Genomic DNA, 18887 nt, shown 5'->3' with positions numbered 1-18887 from the left:
CCCCGCGCAGAACCGAGGTCTGTCCCCGCCGATGACCGTTTCCGTCCCCGACCTCCCCGACAACCGCCCCGAGGCGTCGGCCTCGGGGCTGCCGGCGCCCGGCACCGACCCCGAGTGGTACAAGCGCGCCGTCTTCTACGAGGTGCTCGTCCGGGGCTTCGCCGACAGCAACGCCGACGGCGTCGGCGACCTGCGGGGCATGCTCGACAAGCTGGACTACCTGCAGTGGCTCGGCGTCGACTGCCTGTGGTTGCCGCCGTTCTTCGCCTCGCCGCTGCGCGACGGCGGCTACGACGTCAGCGACTACACCGCGGTGCTGCCCGAGTTCGGCGACATCGAGGACTTCAAGGAGTTCCTCGCCGCCGCCCACGCGCGGGGCATCCGCGTGATCATCGACTTCGTCATGAACCACACCTCGGACCAGCACCCCTGGTTCCAGGCCAGCCGCAGCGACCCCGACGGGCCCTACGGCGACTTCTACGTGTGGTCCGACGACGACAGCCGCTACGCCGACGCGCGGATCATCTTCGTCGACACCGAGAGCTCGAACTGGACCTTCGACCCGGTGCGCAAGCAGTACTTCTGGCACCGGTTCTTCTCCCACCAGCCCGACCTCAACTTCGAGAACCCGGTGGTGCAGGAGGCGATCATCGACGCCCTGCGGTTCTGGCTGGACCTGGGCATCGACGGGTTCCGGCTCGACGCCGTCCCCTACCTGTTCGAGGAGGAGGGCACCAACTGCGAGAACCTGCCGAGGACCCACGAGTTCCTCAAGCACGTGCGCAAGGTGGTCGACGCGGACTACCCCGACCGGGTGCTGCTCTGCGAGGCCAACCAGTGGCCGGCCGACGTCGTCGAGTACTTCGGCGAGAACGGCGACGAGTGCCAGATGGCCTTCCACTTCCCCGTCATGCCGCGCCTGTTCATGGGCGTGCGCCGGGAGCAGCGCTTCCCGATCTCGGAGATCATGGCGCAGACGCCGGACATCCCGGCCAACTGCCAGTGGGGCATCTTCCTGCGCAACCACGACGAGCTGACCCTCGAGATGGTCACCGACGAGGAACGCGACTACATGTGGGGTGAGTACGCCAAGGACCCCCGCATGAAGGCCAACATCGGCATCCGCCGGCGGCTGGCGCCCCTGCTGGACAACGACATGGACACCCTCGAACTGTTCACCGCGCTGCTGCTGTCCCTGCCGGGCTCGCCGGTCCTCTACTACGGCGACGAGATCGCCATGGGCGACAACATCTGGCTCGGTGACCGGGACGGCGTCCGCACCCCGATGCAGTGGACGCCGGACCGCAACGGCGGCTTCTCCACGGCCGACCCGCAGCGGATGTACCTGCCGCTCAACCAGGACCCCGTCTACGGCTACCAGGTCACCAACGTCGAGTCCCAGCTGCGCAACACCAACTCGATGCTGCACTGGATCCGGCAGATGATCCGGGTGCGCAAGGAGCACCCCACCTTCGGCCTCGGCAACTACGACGAGGTCGGCTCGCGCAACCCGACGGTGCTGTCGTTCGTCCGCGAGTTCGGTGACGACGTCGTGCTGTGCGTCAACAACCTGTCCCGCTTCCCGCAGCCGGTGGAGCTGGACCTGCGCCGGTTCGAGGGCTACACCCCCGTCGAGCTCACCGGCCGGGTGGAGTTCCCGCAGATCGGCGTCCTCCCCTACATGCTCACGCTCGCCGGCCACGGCTTCTACTGGTTCGAGCTGAGCAAGCCGGTCGCGCCGGTGGCCGAGGAGCCGGAGGAGTGGGAGAGCACCGCCGCGAGCACGGTCGCGGAGTCCCTGGTGGCCGCGGGGGTGGTCACCGCCACCGAGGAGATCCCCGGCGGCAGCGACACCCGGACCGGCGACGACGTCCCGCCCAGCTCCGGAGGAGACCGATGAGCGCCCTGACCGACCTGCTGCGCGACTGGATGCCGCACCAGCGCTGGTTCGGCGGCAAGGGGCGGGAGTGGGCCGGGGTCAGCGAGGAGGGGTTTCTGCTCGACCAGGCCGACCCGGTGCTCTCGGTGCACCGCGTGCGCGTCTCCTACGCCGACGGCGCGGGCGAGACCTACCTCGTGCCGCTGTCGTGGCGGGACCACCCGGCCGACGAGCTGAGCTCGGCGTTCATCGGGGCGGTGTCGGGCAAGGACCGGGAGAACTACGCCTACGACGCCATGCGCGACCGCGCGGCGACCCCGCCGTGGCTGATCCACCTGGTCAACGCCTCGACGATCGGCCCGGTGCACTTCCACCCGGCGGGCGTGGCCGCGATCCCCGAGGGCGTGCCGGGCGACATCCTCTCCACCGAGCAGAGCAACACCTCGCTGGTGTACGGCAAGGAGGCGATCTTCAAGCTGTTCCGCCGGCTCGAGCCCGGGCTCAACCCCGACGTCGAGGTCCACGACGCGCTGCGCAAGACGGAGAACCCGCACATCGCGCCGCTGCTCGGGTACATCGAGATCGACGACCCCGACCCGGCGACCGAGCCGGCGACGGTGGCGATGCTGCAGACCTTCGTGCCGAACGCCAGCGACGGATGGCGGCTGGCCACCGCCAGCGTCCGCGATCTGTACGCCGAGGGCGACCTGCACGCCGACGAGGTGGGTGGCGACTTCGCGGCCGAGAGCGAGCGGCTGGGCGCGGCCACCGCCTCGGTGCACGCCGACATGGCCAAGGTGCTGCCCACCGCGCCCGCCGACCCGGCCTGGTTCGCCACCGTCGCCGAGCAGATGACCGGCCGGCTGGAGGCGGCGATCGCCGTCGTCCCGCAGCTGGCCGAGCACGCCGACGGCCTGCGCGCGGTCTACGCCGCCGTCGCCGGCAGCGGGGAGAGCGTCGTCCGGCAGCGGGTGCACGGCGACCTGCACCTCGGGCAGGTGCTGCGGACCGCCACCGGCTGGATCGTGCTCGACTTCGAGGGTGAGCCGGCCCGCCCGCTGGCCGCCCGCCGCGAGCTGGACAGCCCACTGCGCGACGTGGCCGGCATGCTGCGCAGCTTCGACTACGCCGCACGTCACATGCTCGTCGAGCAGCCGGAGGACCCGCAGCGCGCATACCGCGCGCAGGAGTGGGCAGAGCGCAACCGCAACGCGTTCTGCGCCGGGTACTCGGCCGCGAGCGGCGCGGACCCGTGCGGCGACTCGCCGCTGCTCCGGGCCCTCGAGGCGGACAAGGCCGTCTACGAGTGCGTCTACGAGGCGCGCAACCGCCCGAACTGGCTGATGATCCCGCTGCAGTCGCTGTCCCGGCTCACCGCCGCGGACTGACGTGCGGCCGATCACCGGCAGCCAGACCACCGACCACAGCACGGAAGAGGACGGCGACGCGATGACGACCCCCGACGGGACGACCGAGGACAGGGCGACCGGCACGGCCGAGCCGACCATCGACGCCGGCGAGCGCGCACCGGCCACCAGGGACGAGCTGGAGGCCATCGTCGAGGAGAAGACCGCGCAGGCCCAGGCGGCCGAGGGCGAGCCGGTGGTCAACGCCGCGCCGGCGCGCAAGCGGGCGGCGGCCAAGAAGGCACCCGCGGCGAAGAAGGCCCCCGCGGCCAAGAAGACGACGGCCCCGCGGAAGACCGCGGCCACCAAGGCCGCGGCGGCCCCCGTGGAGGGCGAGGTGGCGGCGCAGGTTCCGGCTGCCAAGAAGACCGCGGCCAAGCGGGCGCCGCGCACGAAGGCGGCGCAGGAGGACGTCGTCCTCGAGCAGGGCGGCACCGCGGCGCCGGTGGTCGCGCCCGCGCCGATCGCCAAGCCGGGCAGCCCCAGCGGCGCGCCCGCGCGGCAGCCGGAGCCACCGAGCCCGGAGCCGTCCGAGCCGAGCACCCCGCAGGCCCCCGACGACCACGACACCGCCATCCGGCACGGGACGGGCGCGGCCGGCAGCGTCGTCGCCGGCCTCGTCGCCGGCGGCACGTCCGGGAACGGCGCGGCACCGGCGTCAGCCGTGTCCGGCGGGACGCCGGCCACCGACGACCCTGCGCTGGCCGGTGCGGTCGCCGCCGGGGGTTCCACCGGGGTCGGCCGGCACGGATCGACCCGCGAGGCCGGCGACGACGACGTGCGCGCCATCGTCGAGGGCTGGTCCTACTCCCCGCACAGCGTGCTCGGCGCGCACCCGGCCGGCGACGGCTGGGCGGTCCGCTGCCTGCGGCCCAACGCCGTCGCGGTCACCGTGGTCGACGAGGACGGCGCCCGCTACGACGCCCACCAGCTGCACGACGGCGGGATCTGGGCGGCCCAGCTGCCGAAGCAGCCCGGCGACTACCGGCTGGAGGTGGGCTACGCCGACGGCGCCGACGGCATCGACACCTTCGTCGTCGACGACCCCTACCGCTGGCTGCCCACCGTCGGCGAGATCGACCAGCACCTCATCCGCGAGGGCCGGCACGAGCGCCTGTGGGACGTCCTCGGCGCCCACGTCCGGCGCTACGACACCCCGCGCGGCCGGGTCGAGGGCGTCTCCTTCGCCGTCTGGGCGCCGAACGCCCAGGGCGTCAAGGTGACCGGCGACTTCGACTACTGGGAGGCGCGCGCCTACCCGATGCGGTCGCTCGGTTCCTCCGGCGTGTGGGAGATCTTCATCCCCGGCGTCCAGCTCGGCACCAAGTACCGCTTCCACGTGCTCGGCCGCGACGGCGCGTGGCGGCAGAAGTCCGACCCGATGGCGTTCGCCACCGAGGTACCCCCGCTCAACGCCTCGGTGGTCACCGAGTCGCAGTACGAGTGGAACGACGACGAGTGGCTGACCGACCGGGCCCGCGCCGACTGGCACCAGCGGCCGATGAGCGTCTACGAGGTGCACATCGGCTCGTGGCGGCAGGGGCTGTCCTACCGCGAGCTCGCCGACGAGCTGGTCGACTACGTGGTGGATGCGGGCTTCACCCACATCGAGTTCATGCCGGTCGCCGAGCACCCCTTCGGCGGTTCCTGGGGCTACCAGGTCACCAGCTACTACGCGCCCACCGCCCGGCACGGCTCCCCTGACGACTTCCGCTACCTGGTCGACCGGGCGCACCAGGCCGGCATCGGGGTCATCGTCGACTGGGTCCCGGCGCACTTCCCCAAGGACGACTGGGCGCTCGCCCGCTTCGACGGCACGCCGCTGTACGAGCACGGCGACCCGCGCCGCGGCGAGCAGCTGGACTGGGGCACCTACGTCTTCGACTTCGGCCGCTCCGAGGTCCGCAACTTCCTCGTCGCCAACGCGCTCTACTGGTGCAAGGAGTTCCACATCGACGGCGTCCGCGTCGACGCGGTGGCCTCGATGCTCTACCTCGACTACTCCCGCGAGGACTGGGCGCCCAACGTGCACGGCGGCCGCGAGAACCTCGAGGCGGTGGCGTTCCTGCAGGAGATGAACGCGACCGTCTACCGCGAGGTCCCCGGCGTGGTGACGATCGCCGAGGAGTCGACCGCCTGGCCGGGCGTCACCCGGCCCACCCACCTCGGCGGCCTGGGCTTCGGCTTCAAGTGGAACATGGGGTGGATGCACGACTCCCTGACGTACATGTCGAAGGAGCCGGTGTACCGCAGCTACCACCACGGGCAGCTCACGTTCTCGATGATGTACGCCTACTCCGAGAACTACGTGCTGCCGATCAGCCACGACGAGGTCGTCTACGGCAAGGGCTCGCTGCTGCGGAAGATGCCGGGTGACCGGTGGCAGCAGCTGGCCAACCTGCGCAGCTACCTGGCCTACATGTGGGCGCACCCGGGCAAGCAGCTGCTCTTCATGGGCTCGGAGTTCGCCCAGGACTCCGAGTGGGCCGAGAGCCGGTCGCTGGACTGGTGGCACCTCGACGACCCCGCGCACCGCGGCGTGCTGCAGCTCGTGACCGACCTCAACGGCCGGTACAAGGAGCTGTCGGCGCTGTGGTCGCAGGACGTCGACCCCGCCGGCTTCCAGTGGATCGACGCCAACGACGCCTCGGGCAACGTGCTGTCCTTCCTCCGCTTCGGGGCCGACCGCGCCGGCGCCACCGGGCAGGCGCTGGCGTGCGTGGCCAACTTCGCCGGCCACCCGCACGAGGGCTATCGGGTGGGCCTCCCCCGGCCGGGCTTCTGGCGGGAGGTGCTCAACACCGACGCCGAGGGCTACGGCGGCTCCGGCGTGGGCAACATGGGCGGCGTCGAGGCGGTCGAGCAGCCGTGGCACGGCCAGCCGTACTCGGCGACGATCGCCGCCCCGCCGCTGGGCACCGTCTGGTTCCTGCACGAGGGCTGAGCACCACGCGCGGCCGGGCGGCGCCGACGCCCGGCCGCGCGGCGCAACCCCCTCCGGACGCCGCTGACCGGTCATCATGTGCCGGCTCCGCCTGCCGCCCCGTCGCGGCGGCACCACCCCGACGCGAGGGAACCCGGCTCGATGAGGCACGTCCTGCGCCACGCGACGACCGCGGCCGCGGTGGGCAGTCTGCTGCTGCTCACCGGTTGCTCCACCCTGGTCTCCGGCATCGCGTCGGCGGCCGACCCCGTGACCGACGTGTCCGCCGAGGAGTTCCCGATCACGGGGGCCACCGACAGCGACGTGGACCGCCGGGCCCGCAACGCGCTGGCCGACCTCAACACCTTCTGGGGTCAGGCCTACCCGGAGTTCTACGGCGGGGACCTCACCCCGCTGCAGGGCGGCTACTTCTCGGTCGACGCCGACAACGTCGACGAGAGCCTGTACCCGCCGACCGGCGTCGGCTGCCCCGGCCTGCCGATCGACCCGATCGAGGTCGAGAGCAACGCGTTCTACCAGGAGTTCTGCGACGTCATCGTCTACGACAGCTCGCTGCTGGAGGACCTCGGCGAGCAGCACGGCCCGTTCCTCGGCCCGGCGGTCATGGCCCACGAGTTCGGCCACGCCATGCAGGGCCGGTTCGGGTTCAGCGAGGTGACCATCCGCGACGAGACCCAGGCCGACTGCTTCGCCGGCGCGTTCACCCGCTGGGTCGTCGACGGCAACGCCGAGCACGTCGCACTCCGGGAGAGCGACCTCGACGCCGTGCTCGTCGGGTTCATCGAGCTGCGCGACCCGGTCGGCCTCACCGACGAGACCGTCGAGGGCGCGCACGGCTCCGGCTTCGACCGGGTCTCGGGCTTCTTCGCCGGCTACACCGGTGGCGTCGGCACCTGCCGCGACGAGTTCGGCCCCGACCGGATCTTCACCGCGGCGGCGTTCGAGCCCGGCCGGGAGGCGGCCAACGAGGGCAACGCGGACTACGAGGAGATCGGGGAGATCGTCGGCTCCTCGCTGCCGCTGTTCTACGACTCCTGGTTCCCGCAGGTGGCGGGCGAGGCCTTCGAGGCGCCGGCCATCGAGGGCTTCGACGGCACGGCGCCGGACTGCGGCGACCTGGGCAGCGAGGACCGCGACCTGGGCTTCTGCGAGTCGGACTCCACCGTCTACGCCGACGAGACCGACCTGCTGGTGCCGGCCTACGAGGAGCTGGGCGACTTCGCCGTCGCCACCGCCGTGTCCCTCCCCTACGCCCAGGCGGCGCGCTCCCAGCTGGGGCTCTCCATCGACGACAGCGCCGCCACCGTCTCCACGGTCTGCCTGACCGGCTGGTACACCGCCCGCTTCTTCAGCGGCGACTTCAGTGACACGACGGAGCTCTCCCCTGGAGACGTCGACGAGGCGATCCTGTTCCTGCTCGCCTACGGGCGGACCGACAGCGTGCTGCCCAACGTCGAGGCCAGCGGCTTCGAGCTGGTGGGCGCCTTCCGGAGCGGCTTCCTCCAGGGCGGCACCGCCTGCGACCTGGGGTTCTGACCGCGTAGCGCCCGCTCCCCCAGCGAGGGCGCCGCGGCGGTGGGACGATCCCCGGGCCATGCCTGGTCGTCGTCTGCTCCGGGTCGCCGGGGCCCTGCTCGCCGCGGTCGCGCTGGTCGTGGTGTCCGGCTGCTCCGTCGTCGTCCTGGGCCGGCCGCGGGCCGCGGACCCGCCGCCGGACGACGCCACCCCGGGCCGGGTGGCCATCGTCGGCGCGGTGGACGGGCCGATCGACGTCCTGGCGCGCAACGCCCTCGCCGATCTCGAGGACTACTGGGCCGAGCAGTTCCCCGAGGTGCACGGCTCCCGGTTCGACCCGCCCCGGGGCGGCTACTTCAGCGTCGACCCGGCCGACGTCGACCCCGCCGTCTACCCGCAGGGCGTCGGCTGCGGCGCCGACCCCCGCGAGGTCGAGAACAACGCGTTCTACTGCTCGGCCCCGCAGACGCCGAACTCCGACTCGATCAGCTACGACCGCTCCTACCTCGAGGAGCTGGCCGGTGGCTACGGCCGCTTCATCCCCGCCCTGGTGATGGCGCACGAGTTCGGGCACGCCGTCCAGGCGCGGGTGGGCGCACCCCGGACGTCCATCGCGACCGAGACGCAGGCCGACTGCCTGGCCGGGGCGTGGACGGCGTGGGTCGAGGCCGGCGAGGCCGCGCACACGACGATCCGCGGACCGGAGCTCGACCAGCTGCTGCGGGGCTACCTGCTGCTGCGCGACCCCGTCGGCACCAGCCGGGCCGAGGACCAGGCGCACGGCTCCTACTTCGACCGGGTGTCGGCCTTCCAGGAGGGCTTCGACGACGGCCCGACGGCCTGCCGCGACCGGTTCGGGCCCGACCGCGTCTTCACCCAGGGCGAGTTCACCTCCGACGACGACTTCCTCAGCGGCGGCAACTCCGCGTACGGGCTGGTCGAGCGGCTGGTGGAGGAGTCACTGCCGGAGTTCTGGGACCGGGCGTTCACCGACGTGCTCGACGGCGAGTTCACCGCCCCCGAGCTGACCGCATTCGCCGGGGACGCCCCCGCCTGCGCGGCCGCGGAGGACGCCGACCTCGTCTACTGCCCGCCCGGCGACGGCGGCGGGGACAGCGGCGTGGTCGCGTTCGACGAGCAGGACCTCACCCGCCCGGCGCACGAGGAGCTGGGCGACTTCGCCTTCCCCACCGCCGTCTCGATCCCCTACGCGCTGGCCGCGCGCGACCAGCTGGGCCTGTCCACCGACGACGACGCGGCGGTGCGCTCGGCGGTCTGCCTCACCGGCTGGTACGGCGCGCAGGTCTACAACCGCGCGCTGCGCACCGTGCAGATCTCCCCCGGCGACCTCGACGAGAGCGTGCGGTTCCTGCTGGAGTACGGCAACGACCCGCGGGTCCTCGGCGAGGTGCAGCTGTCGGGCTTCCAGCTGGTCGACCTGTTCCGCAACGGGTTCCTGCAGGGGGCCGCCGCCTGCGACGTCGGCGTCTGAGGGCTCCCCGGGCGAGGTCCGGTCAGTACAGCGCGATGGTGAGGTCGCGCCGGGCCTTGCCGACCCGCGGGTCCTGGTCGCCGACGACGCCGAAGAGCTCCACGAGGTGCCGGCGCGCCAGGTCGCGGTCCTCGCCCGCGGTGCGCCGGACGACGTCGAGCAGGCGGGCGAAGGCCCCTTCCACGTCCCCGGTGCCCAGCAGGAAGTCGGCGGCGCGGGTCTGCGCGGGGATGTCGTCGGGGGCGGCGTCGGCACGCGCCAGCGCGTCGGGGCCGGCCTCGTCGGCCCGGCGGAACAGCTGCACCTGCCGCAGGGCGAGACCGGCCACCGGGTGGTCGGGCTCGGCGTCGACGATCGCCTGGTAGGCGGCCTCGGCGGCGGCGAGGTCACCGCGCTCGAGCGCGGCCTCGGCGGCGTCCAGCCGCGGGTCGTCGACCTCGTCCTCCTCGCCCTCCGCGGCGCCCGGGACGGCACCGCCGGTGGTGGCCCGGACCAGCTCGCCGACGAACTGCCGGGCCTGGTCCTCGGGGATGGCCCCGGTGAACTCGGCGACCAGCTGGCCCTGCCAGACCGCCTTGACCGCCGGGATGCCCTGCACGCGCAGCCCCTGGGCGAGCGCCGGGTTGGCGTCGACGTCGACCTTGGCCAGCACCCAGGAGCCGCCGCCCTCCGCGGCCAGCCGCTCGAGCACCGGGGACAGCTGCTTGCACGGCCCGCACCACTCGGCCCACAGGTCCAGGACCACCGGCACCTGGAAGGAGCGGTCGAGCACCTCGGTCTGGAAGGTCTCCTCGGTGACGTCCACGACCACGCCCGGGACCGCGCCGTCGGGAGCACCGGCCGGGGCCGCGGCCGCGGGAGCGGGAGCGGCCTGGGCCCGTGCCGCGGCCTCGGATCGGGCCTTGACGGCGGCGAGATCGACCGCGCCGGCGAGGGATGCGGCCAGCTGCGCCTGCTGGGCCTGTGCGCGCGGGTCGGGGCGTCCGGGACGGGAGGGCTGCATGACCTCGATCATCCCACCGTCGCGGAGGCGACGTCGCAGGGTGCTCAGGGCAGCGCGGGCTCGACCTCGGCGACGTCGCCCGCGCCCAGCCGGACCCGCTTGAGGATCTCGAACAGCGTCTCCAGTTCGGCCTCCGGGACGTCGCCCAGCCCGAAGTGCAGGTCGGTGAGGGCCGCCGTCGCCTCGGTGACGACCGCCCGGCCGACCTCGGTGATCCCGGCCAGCACGCCGCGGCCGTCGGCGGGGTTGGGCCGGCGGTCGACGTAGCCGGCCGCGACCAGCCGGTCGATCGCGTTGGTCACGCTCGTGGGGTGGACCATCAGCCGGCTGCCGATCACCTTGAGCGGCAGCTCGCCGGTGCGGCTGAAGGTGAGCAGCACCAGCACCTCGTAGCGGGCGAAGGTCAGCGCGTGCGGCCGCAGCGCCTCGTCGAAGCGGGCGAGCAGGATCTGCTGCACCCGGAAGACCGACGTCGCGGCGCGCATCGTCGCCGCCGGGCCGAAGCGCTGCTCCCACGTCTCCCCGGCGCGCTCGATGGGATCGAAGGGCAACCCCAGCGGTCGGACCATGCCTCCGAGGCTACGGCCCCGCCCTCCACCCGCTCCGAGATCCACCTCACGGCTCCGACCGCTCCCTTGACCCCGCCCTGGTGCGGATCTCGACCGCGCCTGTGGACAGCTGGAGCGGAGGCAGGACGATCTCCGGCACGGTCGCCCTCGTGCCTCCGTCGCCGACCCGACCGCCCGAACTGCTCGGCGGGTCTTCCGTGCCTCGGCCGTGCTGCGCACGGGGTGGCTGACCCCCGGCCAAGTGCGCAGTTCGGCCTGGCAGCGGCTGTTCCCGGACGTCTACGCCTGTTCGACCGTGGAACTCACGCACCGGGTGCGGACGGTGGCCGTCGTCCGCCTCCTGTTCCCGGGGGCCGTGGCCAGCGGACGGAGCGCGGCGTGCTGGTGGGGTGCCGACGTGGCCGGGCCCGACGACGCCGTCGACTGCACCGTTCCTCCCGGGGCGCACCACGGGGTCGTGGCCGGCGTGCGACTGCGACGTCGGCACCTGGCGGCCGACGACGTCATCCCGTGGAAGGGCCTCACCGTGACCGGCCCCCTGCGGACGGTTCTCGACCTCGCCGCCCTCCGGCCACCGGACGAGGCCGTTGTGGCGGTGGACCAGTTCCTCCAGCTGGAGCGGGTGTCCCTCGCCGACGCCCGCGAGGCCGGCCGCAGATCGACCGGGCGGGACTGCCGCCTCGTCCGCACGGCGCTGTCCCCGCCGACGGCCTCGCGGAGCCGCCTCAGGAGACCCGGCTGCGGCTCCTGCTGCACCGTTCCCGGCTCCCCCGTCCCGTCGCGTATCGCCGTGGAGTACGACGGCACCTGGCACGGCGATCCCCAGCAGGTCGGCAAGGACCGACGCCGCCTGAACCGACTCACCGCCGCCGGCCGGCGGGTGGTCTTCGTGACCGCCGCGGATCTCCACCGGCCGGACGAGGTGGTCGCGCGGGCGCACGTCCTCCTGACCACACCGACATCCGCCTGACTGCGGTCTCCGCGCTGGGGAAGCCCCCCTGACGTGGAACTCACGCGCCACCACCGCGAGTCGAGCGGAGGTCAGGCGGGCGGGGCGGGGCGCAGGGGTGGCGCGTGCCGCACGCCGAACACCTCGCGGAGGGCCACCCGCGCCGCGTTGTCCCCGCAGGCGCCGTGGACGGCGGGCCCCGGGGGTGTCGCCGACGAGGCGAGGAAGACCCCCGGCACCGGCGTCTTGTAGGTGTTCCAGCGCGGCACCGGCCGGGCCAGCATCTGGCGCAGCGTCGCCTGCCCGTTGGAGATGTCGCCGCCGAGGTAGCTCGGGTTCCACTTCTCCATCGCGACGGCGTCCTTGGTGACCCGCTCCACCACGGTGTCCTTGAACCCGGGTGCGAAGCGCTCCACCTGGTTCTCGATGGCCTCGGTCACGTCGACGTCGGCACCGTGCGGCACGTGCACGTAGGCCCAGAAGACGTGCCCACCCTCGGGGGCGCGAGTGGGGTCGGGCACCGTCGGCTGGACGGCGAGGACGTACGGGCGGTCGGTCAGCCGCCCCTGGTTCGGCGCCCGCTCACCGGCGATCGTCTCGTCGAGCGTGCCGGCGATGTGGATCGTGCCGGCCCGGCGCACGTCGGGGTTGGTCCAGGGCACCGGCTCGGACAGGATCCAGTCGACCTTGAAGACGCCGGCACCGTGCTTGTAGCGCCGCACCCACCGGCGGTAGCCCTCGTGCACGCGGTCGCCGGCCATGCCCACGAAGGCCTCCGGCGTCGTGTCCAGCAGTACGGCCGGCACCCCGTCGAACTCGCGCAGGTCGGTGACGAGGTGACCGGTGACCACCTCGCCGCCCTGCTGCTCCAGGGCGGTGACCATCGCGTCGGCCAGCTTCTGCGACCCGCCCTCGACCAGCGGCCAGCCGACGTGGTGCCCGAGCATGGTCAGCAGCATCCCGAGCGCGGAGGTCAGCGGCTGGCTGAGGTCGAGCATGCCGTGCGCGGCCGCCCCGCCCAGCAGCGCCCGGGCCTCCTCGGTGTCGAAGTACCGGTGCGCCAGCCACCGCACGTTGGGCAGCCCGTTGAGGCCGAACCTGGTGATCGCCCCGACGCTGCGGGTGGGCAGCCGCCGCAGCTGGCTGGTGAGGAAGAAGTCGACGACGTCGGTGCCGTGCGCGACCAGGGGCTCGAACAGCCGCCGGTAGGCCGGCCCGTCGGGCCCGAGACCGGCCGCGGTCTCCTCCAGCGAGCGGTGGGCGACCGCCGCTCCCCCGCCGTCCAGCGGGTGCGCGTAGCTGACCTCGGGGTGGACCAGCCGGACCCCGCGCGCGGCCAGGTCGAACTCGCGGAAGAACGGTGCGGCGGCGGCCATGGGCTGCACGATCGAGCAGACGTCGTGCCAGTAGCCCGGCCGCATCAGCTCCTCGGTGCGCATCCCGCCGCCCGGGCGCTCCGCGGCCTCCACGACCTGCACGCGGAGCCCGGCGGCGGCCAGCCGCAGGGCCGCGGCCAGGCCGTTCGGCCCGGCTCCGACGACGACGGCGTCCGGCTTCCCGTTCACCCCGCCATCGTGCCCTCAGGCGATCACAACTGCGCGAGGAGCACGTCGGCGGCGCGGAAGGGGTCGGTCCGCCCGGCGAGCACCTGCTCGGCCAGCGCGCCCAGGGCCGCCGAGCCGCCGACGACGCCCATCCGTTCCCGCAGCCCGGCCAGCGCGATCGCCTCGATCTCCCGGGCCGCGCGCCCGGCCCGCCGGCGGTGCCCCTCACCCGAGGAGTCCAGCCAGCGGCGGTGACCGGCGATCGCGTCCACGACCGCGTCGATCCCGTTGTCGACCTCGCGCACGGCCACCGTCCGGCAGACCGGCGGCCGCCAGGCGCCGTCGGCTCGCTCGCCCAGGGACAGCACCGCGCGCAGCTCGCGCACCGTGCGGTCGGCGCCGTCCCGGTCGGCCTTGTTGACCACCAGGACGTCGGCCACCTCGAGGATCCCGGCCTTGGCCGCCTGGATCCCGTCGCCCATCCCCGGCGCCAGCAGCACCAGCGTGGTGTCGGCCAGCGAGGCGATCTCCAGCTCCGACTGACCGACGCCGACGGTCTCGACGAGCACGACGTCGCACCCGGCCCCGTCGAGCACGCGCAGCGCCTGCGGCGTCGCCCAGGCCAGCCCGCCCAGGTGCCCGCGGGAGGACATCGACCGGATGTACACGCCGGGGTCGCCGGCGTGGTCTTGCATCCGGACCCGGTCCCCGAGCAGCGCGCCGCCGGAGAAGGGGGACGACGGGTCGACGGCGAGCACGCCGACCCGCTTGCCGGCCCGCCGCAGCGCGTGCACCAGCGCGGTCGTCGTCGTCGACTTCCCGACGCCGGGTGCACCGGTGATGCCGACGACCTCCGCCGAGCCGGTGTGCGGGGCCAGCGCGGCGGCGACCTCGCGCACCGCCGGGCTGGCGTCCTCCACCAGCGAGATCAGCCGCGCCACCGCGTGGGCCTCGCCGTCCCGGGCGCGGGCGACGAGGCCGGGGACGTCGACCGCCCGCCGTCCGCGGCGGGCGGCCGGTGCCGCTGTCGGGTCGGGGCCCGACCCGGTCACGCCCGGGCGGGCACGTGCAGGACGAGCGCGTCGCCCTGCCCGCCACCGCCGCACAGGGCGGCCGCGCCGACGCCGCCGCCGCGGCGGCCGAGCTCCAGGGCCAGGTGCAGCACGATCCGCGCGCCGCTCATGCCGATCGGGTGGCCCAGGGCGATCGCGCCGCCGTTGACGTTGACCTTGTCCGGGTCGATGCCCAGCTCGCGGGTGGAGACGATGCCGACCGCGGCGAAGGCCTCGTTCAGCTCGACCAGGTCCAGGTCCTTCGGGTCGATGCCCTCCCGGGCGCACGCCTTGGCGATGGCCCGCGACGGTTGGCTCTGCAGCGTGGCGTCGGGGCCGGCGACCACGCCGTGCGCGCCGATCTCGGCCAGCGGGGTCAGCCCCAGCTCGGCGGCCTTGGCCGCGGACATCACCACCACCGCGCAGGCGCCGTCGGAGATCTGCGACGCCGACCCGGCGGTGATCGTGCCGTCCTTCGCGAAGGCGGGCTTGAGCTTCGACAGGCTGTCGGCGGTGGTGTCGGCGCGCACCCCCTCGTCCTCGCGGAACTCGATCGGGTCGCCCTTCCGCTGTGGGATGAGCACCGGGGTGACCTCGTCGTCGAACAGGCCGTTCTTCGCGGCGGCCGCGGCGCGCTGGTGGGAGGCGGCGGCGAAGGCGTCCTGCTCGGCGCGGGTCAGGTCGTAGCGGCCGTTGGACTGCTCGGTGAGCACACCCATCGCCACCTGGTCGAAGGTGTCCGACAGCCCGTCGTGGGCCATCGAGTCGATCAGCTTCGTGTCGCCGTACTTGGTGCCGGTGCGCGAGTTGGCCAGCAGGTGCGGCGCGGAGCTCATGGACTCCATGCCGCCGGCGACGACGATCTCGAACTCCCCGGCGCGGATCAGCTGGTCGGCCAGCGCGATCGCGTCCAGGCCGGACAGGCAGACCTTGTTGATCGTCAGGGACGGCACCGACATCGGGATGCCGGCGGCCACCGCGGCGGGGCGGGCCGGGTTCTGCCCGGCCCCGGCCTGCAGCACCTGCCCCATGATCACGTAGTCGACCTGGTCGCCGGCGATGCCGGCCCGTTCCAGCGCGGCCTTGATCGCGACGCCGCCGAGGTCGGCGGCCGAGAAGTCCTTGAGCGAACCGAGCAGCCGGCCCATCGGCGTGCGGGCGCCGCTCACGATGACGGAACGGGACATGGGGACCTCCACCACCGGCCGACCGGCCGGTGTCTCCAGAGCAGGCCGCGCGGACGGCGCGGCATCGGCTTCGGCCCAGGATAGGACGGCGGGAGGGCCCGGCGGCCGCCTCGACGCGGGACGTGACTCCCGTCACACGGAGGTGTCGTCTCAGACGTCTCTTCGGGAGGATGCTCGCGTGACGACACCGGACGCGGGCCTCCCCACCGACCTGTTCACCACCATCGACCACGTCGGCATCGCCGTGCCCGACCTGCGCGAGGCGATCGCCTTCTACGAGCTGGCCTTCGGGATCACCTCGGTGCACGAGGAGGTGAACGAGGAGCAGGGCGTGCACGAGGCGATGCTGTCCGTCGGAGACGGCGACACGCGGATCCAGCTGCTCGCCCCGCTGACCCCCGACTCCACGATCGCCAAGTTCATCGGCCGGTCCGGCCCGGGCCTGCAGCAGCTGGCCTTCCGGGTGGACGACGTCGACGCGGCGAGCACGACGCTGCGCGAGCGCGGCCTGCGCCTGCTCTACGACACCCCGAGGCGCGGCACGGCCGGCAGCCGGATCAACTTCGTCCACCCCAAGGACGCCGGCGGGGTGCTCGTCGAGCTCGTCGAGCCGGCGCCCGAGGTCCACTGAGCGTCTCCGGACGCAGGGCTGCCACCCTCACTACTGGCCGGTAACGTCTGCGCCGCCGCACTGCTGGCACACCCCCGCCCGCGCCGCCCCCGACCGCAGCCGACGAAGACCCGGGAGACGCACGTGTTCGAGATCAGGGACGCCATCCTCGCCGACGAGCTGGACGCCGTGGCCGGGCTGCCGGTGCCGGAGTCCTACCGCGCCGTGCTGGTGCGTAAGGACGAGCAGACGATGTTCGAGGGCCTGCCCACCCAGGAGAAGGACCCGCGCAAGTCGCTGCACGTGGAGGAGGTGGCCACCCCGGAGCTGGGCCCGGGTGAGGCGATCGTGGCGGTGATGGCGTCGTCGGTGAACTACAACACCGTCTGGACGTCGATCTTCGAGCCGGTGTCGACCTTCGGGTTCCTCGAGCGCTACGGAAAGCTGCACGACCTGGCCCGCCGGCACGACCTGCCCTACCACGTGGTCGGCTCCGACCTGGCCGGCGTCGTGCTGCGGGTGGGGCCCGGGGTGCACCGGTGGTCGCCGGGCGACGAGGTGGTCGCGCACTGCCTGTCGGTCGAGCTGGAGGACCCGGCCGGGCACGACGACACGATGCTGGACCCGCAGCAGCGGATCTGGGGCTTCGAGACCAACTTCGGCGGCCTGGCCGAGCTGGCCCTGGTCAAGTCCAACCAGCTGATGCCCAAGCCGGCGCACCTGACCTGGGAGGAGGCCGCCGCCCCCGGTCTGGTCAACTCCACCGCCTACCGGCAGCTGGTCTCCCCCAACGGCGCGAACATGAAGCAGGGCGACGTGGTGCTGATCTGGGGCGCCTCGGGCGGGCTGGGCTCCTACGCCACCCAGATGGCGCTCAACGGCGGCGCGATCCCGGTCTGCGTGGTCTCCAGCCCGGAGAAGGCCGCGATCGTGCACTCGATGGGCGCCGAGCTGGTCATCGACCGCTCCGCGGAGGGCTACCGGTTCTGGAAGGACGAGGCCACCCAGGACCCGCGGGAGTGGCAGCGGTTCGGCAAGCGGATCCGCGAGCTGACCGGCGGCGACGACGTCGACATCGTCTTCGAGCACCCGGGCCGGGAGACCTTCGGAGCCAGCGTCTACGTGGCCAAGAAGGGCGGCACCATCGTCACCTGCGCCTCCACCAGCGGCTATCTGCACACCTACGACAACCGCTACCTGTGGATGAACCTCAAGCGGATCGTCGGGTCGCACTTCGCCAACTACAAGGAGGCGTGGGAGGCCAACCGGCTCATCGACCGCGGCCTGATCCACCCGACCCTGTCCAAGGTCTATCCGATGGCCGAGGTCGGCCAGGCCGCCTGCGACGTGAAGAACAACGCCCACCAGGGCAAGGTCGGCGTGCTGACCCTCGCCCCCGCCGGGGGCCTCGGCGTGAAGGACACCGAGAAGCGGGAGAAGCACCTCTCCGCGATCAACCGCTTCCGGGGCGTGTGACCACGCCGCCGGGCCGACCTCGCAGGCCCGGCCCGGCGGTCTCCGCGCCACCAGGGCGCATCCTGGCGGGGACGTGGCGTGTCCACCGGCCGGACTGGCACCCTGCGGGGAGTCCCCGGCAACACGCCCACCCCCCGCTGCCGACTCTGCGAGGATGACCGCATGACCGATCCCCGCCGCGACCTGCTGCCGATGCGCGAGGCCCAGCACTCGTTCGACGTCACGCTCCGGGGCTACGACCGCCACCAGGTGGCCGAGACGATCGAGCGGCTCGAGGCCGACATGCGCGTCGCCCTCGCCGACCGCGACGCGGCCGTGGCGCGCTCGGCCGACCTCGCCGGTCAGCTCTCGGCGATGCACGCGGAGATCGACGCGCTGCGTCGCAAGGCCGCGAACGCCGGGCCGGCGACCTTCGAGAACATGAGCGAGCGCATCTCGCACATGCTCCGGCTCGCCGAGGAGGAGGCCGCCGACATCCGGCAGGCCGCCGAGGCCGAGGCGCTGGCGCTGCGCGAGCAGACCGCCGCCGAGGAGCGGGCGATGCACGAGCGGCACGCGGCCGGCCGCGCCGAGGTCGAGCGCATGATCTCCGAGGCCCGGCACAACGCCGAGCAGATCGCCACCAAGGCCCAGATCCGCGCCGACGAGCTGGTCGGCAAGGCGCAGGAGAAGGTGGCCCGGCTCGACGCCGAGTCGCAGGCCAGGCGGGCGAAGGTCGAGGAGGACTTCGAGATCGCCCAGCGGGCGCGCCGGCAGGAGTCCGCGCAGCTGGAGCAGGACCGGGACCGCGCCTCGACGGAGGCGGCCCGCCAGCGGATCGCCGCGGCCGAGAAGCACGCCGCGCAGGTGGTGAGCGAGGCCGAGGCGGCCGCGGCCGCCATCCGCGCGGTGCGGGACGAGCTGACCGGCCGGCTCGCCGAGGCCCGCCGGGTGCTCGAGCAGCTCCCCGACCTCGGCGACCGTCCCGAGGCCCGGACGGGCCAGCGCCCGCCGGTGCCGCCGCAGACGGGCCAGCAGCCGGCCGTCCGCCCGCAGACGCCCCTGCAGAAGGCGCCGCAGCAGCAGGCACCCCAGCCGGTGGGGCCGCAGACCGCGCAGCAGCCCGCCGTCGGGCCGCTGACCGGGCAGCAGCCCGCCGTCCGGCCCGCCACCACCGCACCGCAGCCGGCGGCGTCCCGCCCGGCCGAGGCCCCTGGCGCCGGGAACGGGGAGGCGGCCGCCGCCCGGCAGCCCACCCGCCCGCCGGCGCCCAAGTCGGAGG

14 protein-coding genes are annotated in these 18887 nt (G+C 73.6%); 9 read left to right on the top strand and 5 right to left on the bottom strand.

All coding sequences use genetic code 11. From position 1 onward, the window contains the following. Positions 1-31 precede the first annotated feature (31 nt). From treS to MY520_RS23795, 5 genes are all read left to right on the top strand, one after another. Complete coding sequence (gene treS / locus MY520_RS23815; RefSeq protein ID WP_436695163.1) at positions 32-1900, top strand: maltose alpha-D-glucosyltransferase; 1869 nt, start codon at positions 32-34, stop codon at positions 1898-1900. Continuing rightward, on the top strand, positions 1897-3267 hold the full coding sequence (locus MY520_RS23810) for a maltokinase N-terminal cap-like domain-containing protein (RefSeq protein WP_436695161.1): 1371 nt from the start codon (positions 1897-1899) through the stop codon (positions 3265-3267). Before treS ends, MY520_RS23810 begins: the two co-directional genes overlap by 4 nt. Before the next feature lie 61 nt (positions 3268-3328). Continuing rightward, positions 3329-6229, top strand: coding sequence for a 1,4-alpha-glucan branching protein GlgB (gene glgB / locus MY520_RS23805; RefSeq protein WP_436695159.1), 2901 nt, complete (start codon positions 3329-3331; stop codon positions 6227-6229). Between the two features lie 141 nt (positions 6230-6370). After that, positions 6371-7765 carry a neutral zinc metallopeptidase gene (locus MY520_RS23800; RefSeq protein WP_436695157.1) on the top strand — a complete coding sequence of 465 codons (1395 nt, stop codon included), beginning with the start codon at positions 6371-6373 and terminating at the stop codon, positions 7763-7765. A 58-nt stretch (positions 7766-7823) separates the two neighbouring features. Then, positions 7824-9236, top strand: a complete 1413-nt coding sequence (locus MY520_RS23795; RefSeq protein ID WP_436695155.1) for a neutral zinc metallopeptidase — start codon at positions 7824-7826, stop codon at positions 9234-9236. Positions 9237-9258: 22 nt separating this feature from the next. Here MY520_RS23795 and MY520_RS23790 read toward each other — a convergent pair whose 3' ends face one another. Both MY520_RS23790 and MY520_RS23785 read right to left on the bottom strand, forming a co-directional pair. After that, a complete protein-coding gene (locus MY520_RS23790; RefSeq protein ID WP_436695153.1) occupies positions 9259-10239 on the bottom strand; it encodes a tetratricopeptide repeat protein in 981 nt (326 codons plus the stop codon). 44 nt (positions 10240-10283) lie between these two features. Beyond that, on the bottom strand, positions 10284-10808 hold the full coding sequence (locus MY520_RS23785; protein WP_436695151.1) for a MarR family winged helix-turn-helix transcriptional regulator: 525 nt from the start codon (positions 10806-10808) through the stop codon (positions 10284-10286). 241 nt (positions 10809-11049) lie between these two features. On the opposite strand from MY520_RS23785, the gene MY520_RS23780 reads away from it, so the two are divergent. Continuing rightward, a complete protein-coding gene (locus MY520_RS23780; RefSeq protein ID WP_436695149.1) occupies positions 11050-11778 on the top strand; it encodes a hypothetical protein in 729 nt (242 codons plus the stop codon). Between the two features lie 71 nt (positions 11779-11849). On the opposite strand, the gene MY520_RS23775 is transcribed toward MY520_RS23780, so the two are convergent. Genes MY520_RS23775 through MY520_RS23765 form a run of 3 tightly spaced genes read right to left on the bottom strand, consistent with a single transcriptional unit; the run spans position 11850 to position 15540 of the window. Continuing rightward, positions 11850-13322, bottom strand: coding sequence for a phytoene desaturase family protein (locus MY520_RS23775; protein WP_436695147.1), 1473 nt, complete (start codon positions 13320-13322; stop codon positions 11850-11852). A gap of 23 nt (positions 13323-13345) precedes the next feature. After that, on the bottom strand, positions 13346-14353 hold the full coding sequence (meaB, locus tag MY520_RS23770; protein ID WP_436695145.1) for a methylmalonyl Co-A mutase-associated GTPase MeaB: 1008 nt from the start codon (positions 14351-14353) through the stop codon (positions 13346-13348). After that, positions 14350-15540, bottom strand: coding sequence for an acetyl-CoA C-acetyltransferase (locus MY520_RS23765; RefSeq protein WP_436695143.1), 1191 nt, complete (start codon positions 15538-15540; stop codon positions 14350-14352). Before MY520_RS23765 ends, meaB begins: the two co-directional genes overlap by 4 nt. Before the next feature lie 178 nt (positions 15541-15718). Between MY520_RS23765 and mce the strand changes: the two genes are divergently transcribed. From mce to MY520_RS23750, 3 genes are all read left to right on the top strand, one after another. Continuing rightward, entirely contained in the window at positions 15719-16171 is a 453-nt protein-coding gene (mce, locus tag MY520_RS23760; RefSeq protein ID WP_436695141.1) for a methylmalonyl-CoA epimerase, read from the top strand. Positions 16172-16294: 123 nt separating this feature from the next. Next, the gene (gene ccrA / locus MY520_RS23755; protein WP_436695139.1) at positions 16295-17626 is read left to right on the top strand and encodes a crotonyl-CoA carboxylase/reductase; all 1332 of its coding nucleotides are present in this window, start codon (positions 16295-16297) and stop codon (positions 17624-17626) included. A 162-nt stretch (positions 17627-17788) separates the two neighbouring features. After that, on the top strand, positions 17789-18887 hold a 1099-nt coding region (locus MY520_RS23750; protein ID WP_436695137.1), incomplete at its 3' end, for a hypothetical protein.

Origin of the sequence: Geodermatophilus sp. CPCC 205506 (assembly GCF_051383635.1) — a bacterium.
Taxonomy (GTDB): domain Bacteria; phylum Actinomycetota; class Actinomycetes; order Mycobacteriales; family Geodermatophilaceae; genus Geodermatophilus.
This window is presented reverse-complemented; position numbering and strand designations above follow the sequence as displayed.

Excerpts from the sequence above, each read along its gene's own strand:
- treS (WP_436695163.1), top strand. The coding sequence starts at position 32 with ATGACCGTTTCCGTCCCCGACCTCCCCGACAACCGCCCCGAGGCGTCG.
- MY520_RS23810 (WP_436695161.1), top strand. The coding sequence starts at position 1,897 with ATGAGCGCCCTGACCGACCTGCTGCGCGACTGGATGCCGCACCAGCGC.
- glgB (WP_436695159.1), top strand. The coding sequence starts at position 3,329 with ATGACGACCCCCGACGGGACGACCGAGGACAGGGCGACCGGCACGGCC.
- MY520_RS23800 (WP_436695157.1), top strand. The coding sequence starts at position 6,371 with ATGAGGCACGTCCTGCGCCACGCGACGACCGCGGCCGCGGTGGGCAGT.
- MY520_RS23795 (WP_436695155.1), top strand. The coding sequence starts at position 7,824 with ATGCCTGGTCGTCGTCTGCTCCGGGTCGCCGGGGCCCTGCTCGCCGCG.
- MY520_RS23790 (WP_436695153.1), bottom strand. The coding sequence starts at position 10,239 with ATGCAGCCCTCCCGTCCCGGACGCCCCGACCCGCGCGCACAGGCCCAG.
- MY520_RS23785 (WP_436695151.1), bottom strand. The coding sequence starts at position 10,808 with ATGGTCCGACCGCTGGGGTTGCCCTTCGATCCCATCGAGCGCGCCGGG.
- MY520_RS23765 (WP_436695143.1), bottom strand. The coding sequence starts at position 15,540 with ATGTCCCGTTCCGTCATCGTGAGCGGCGCCCGCACGCCGATGGGCCGG.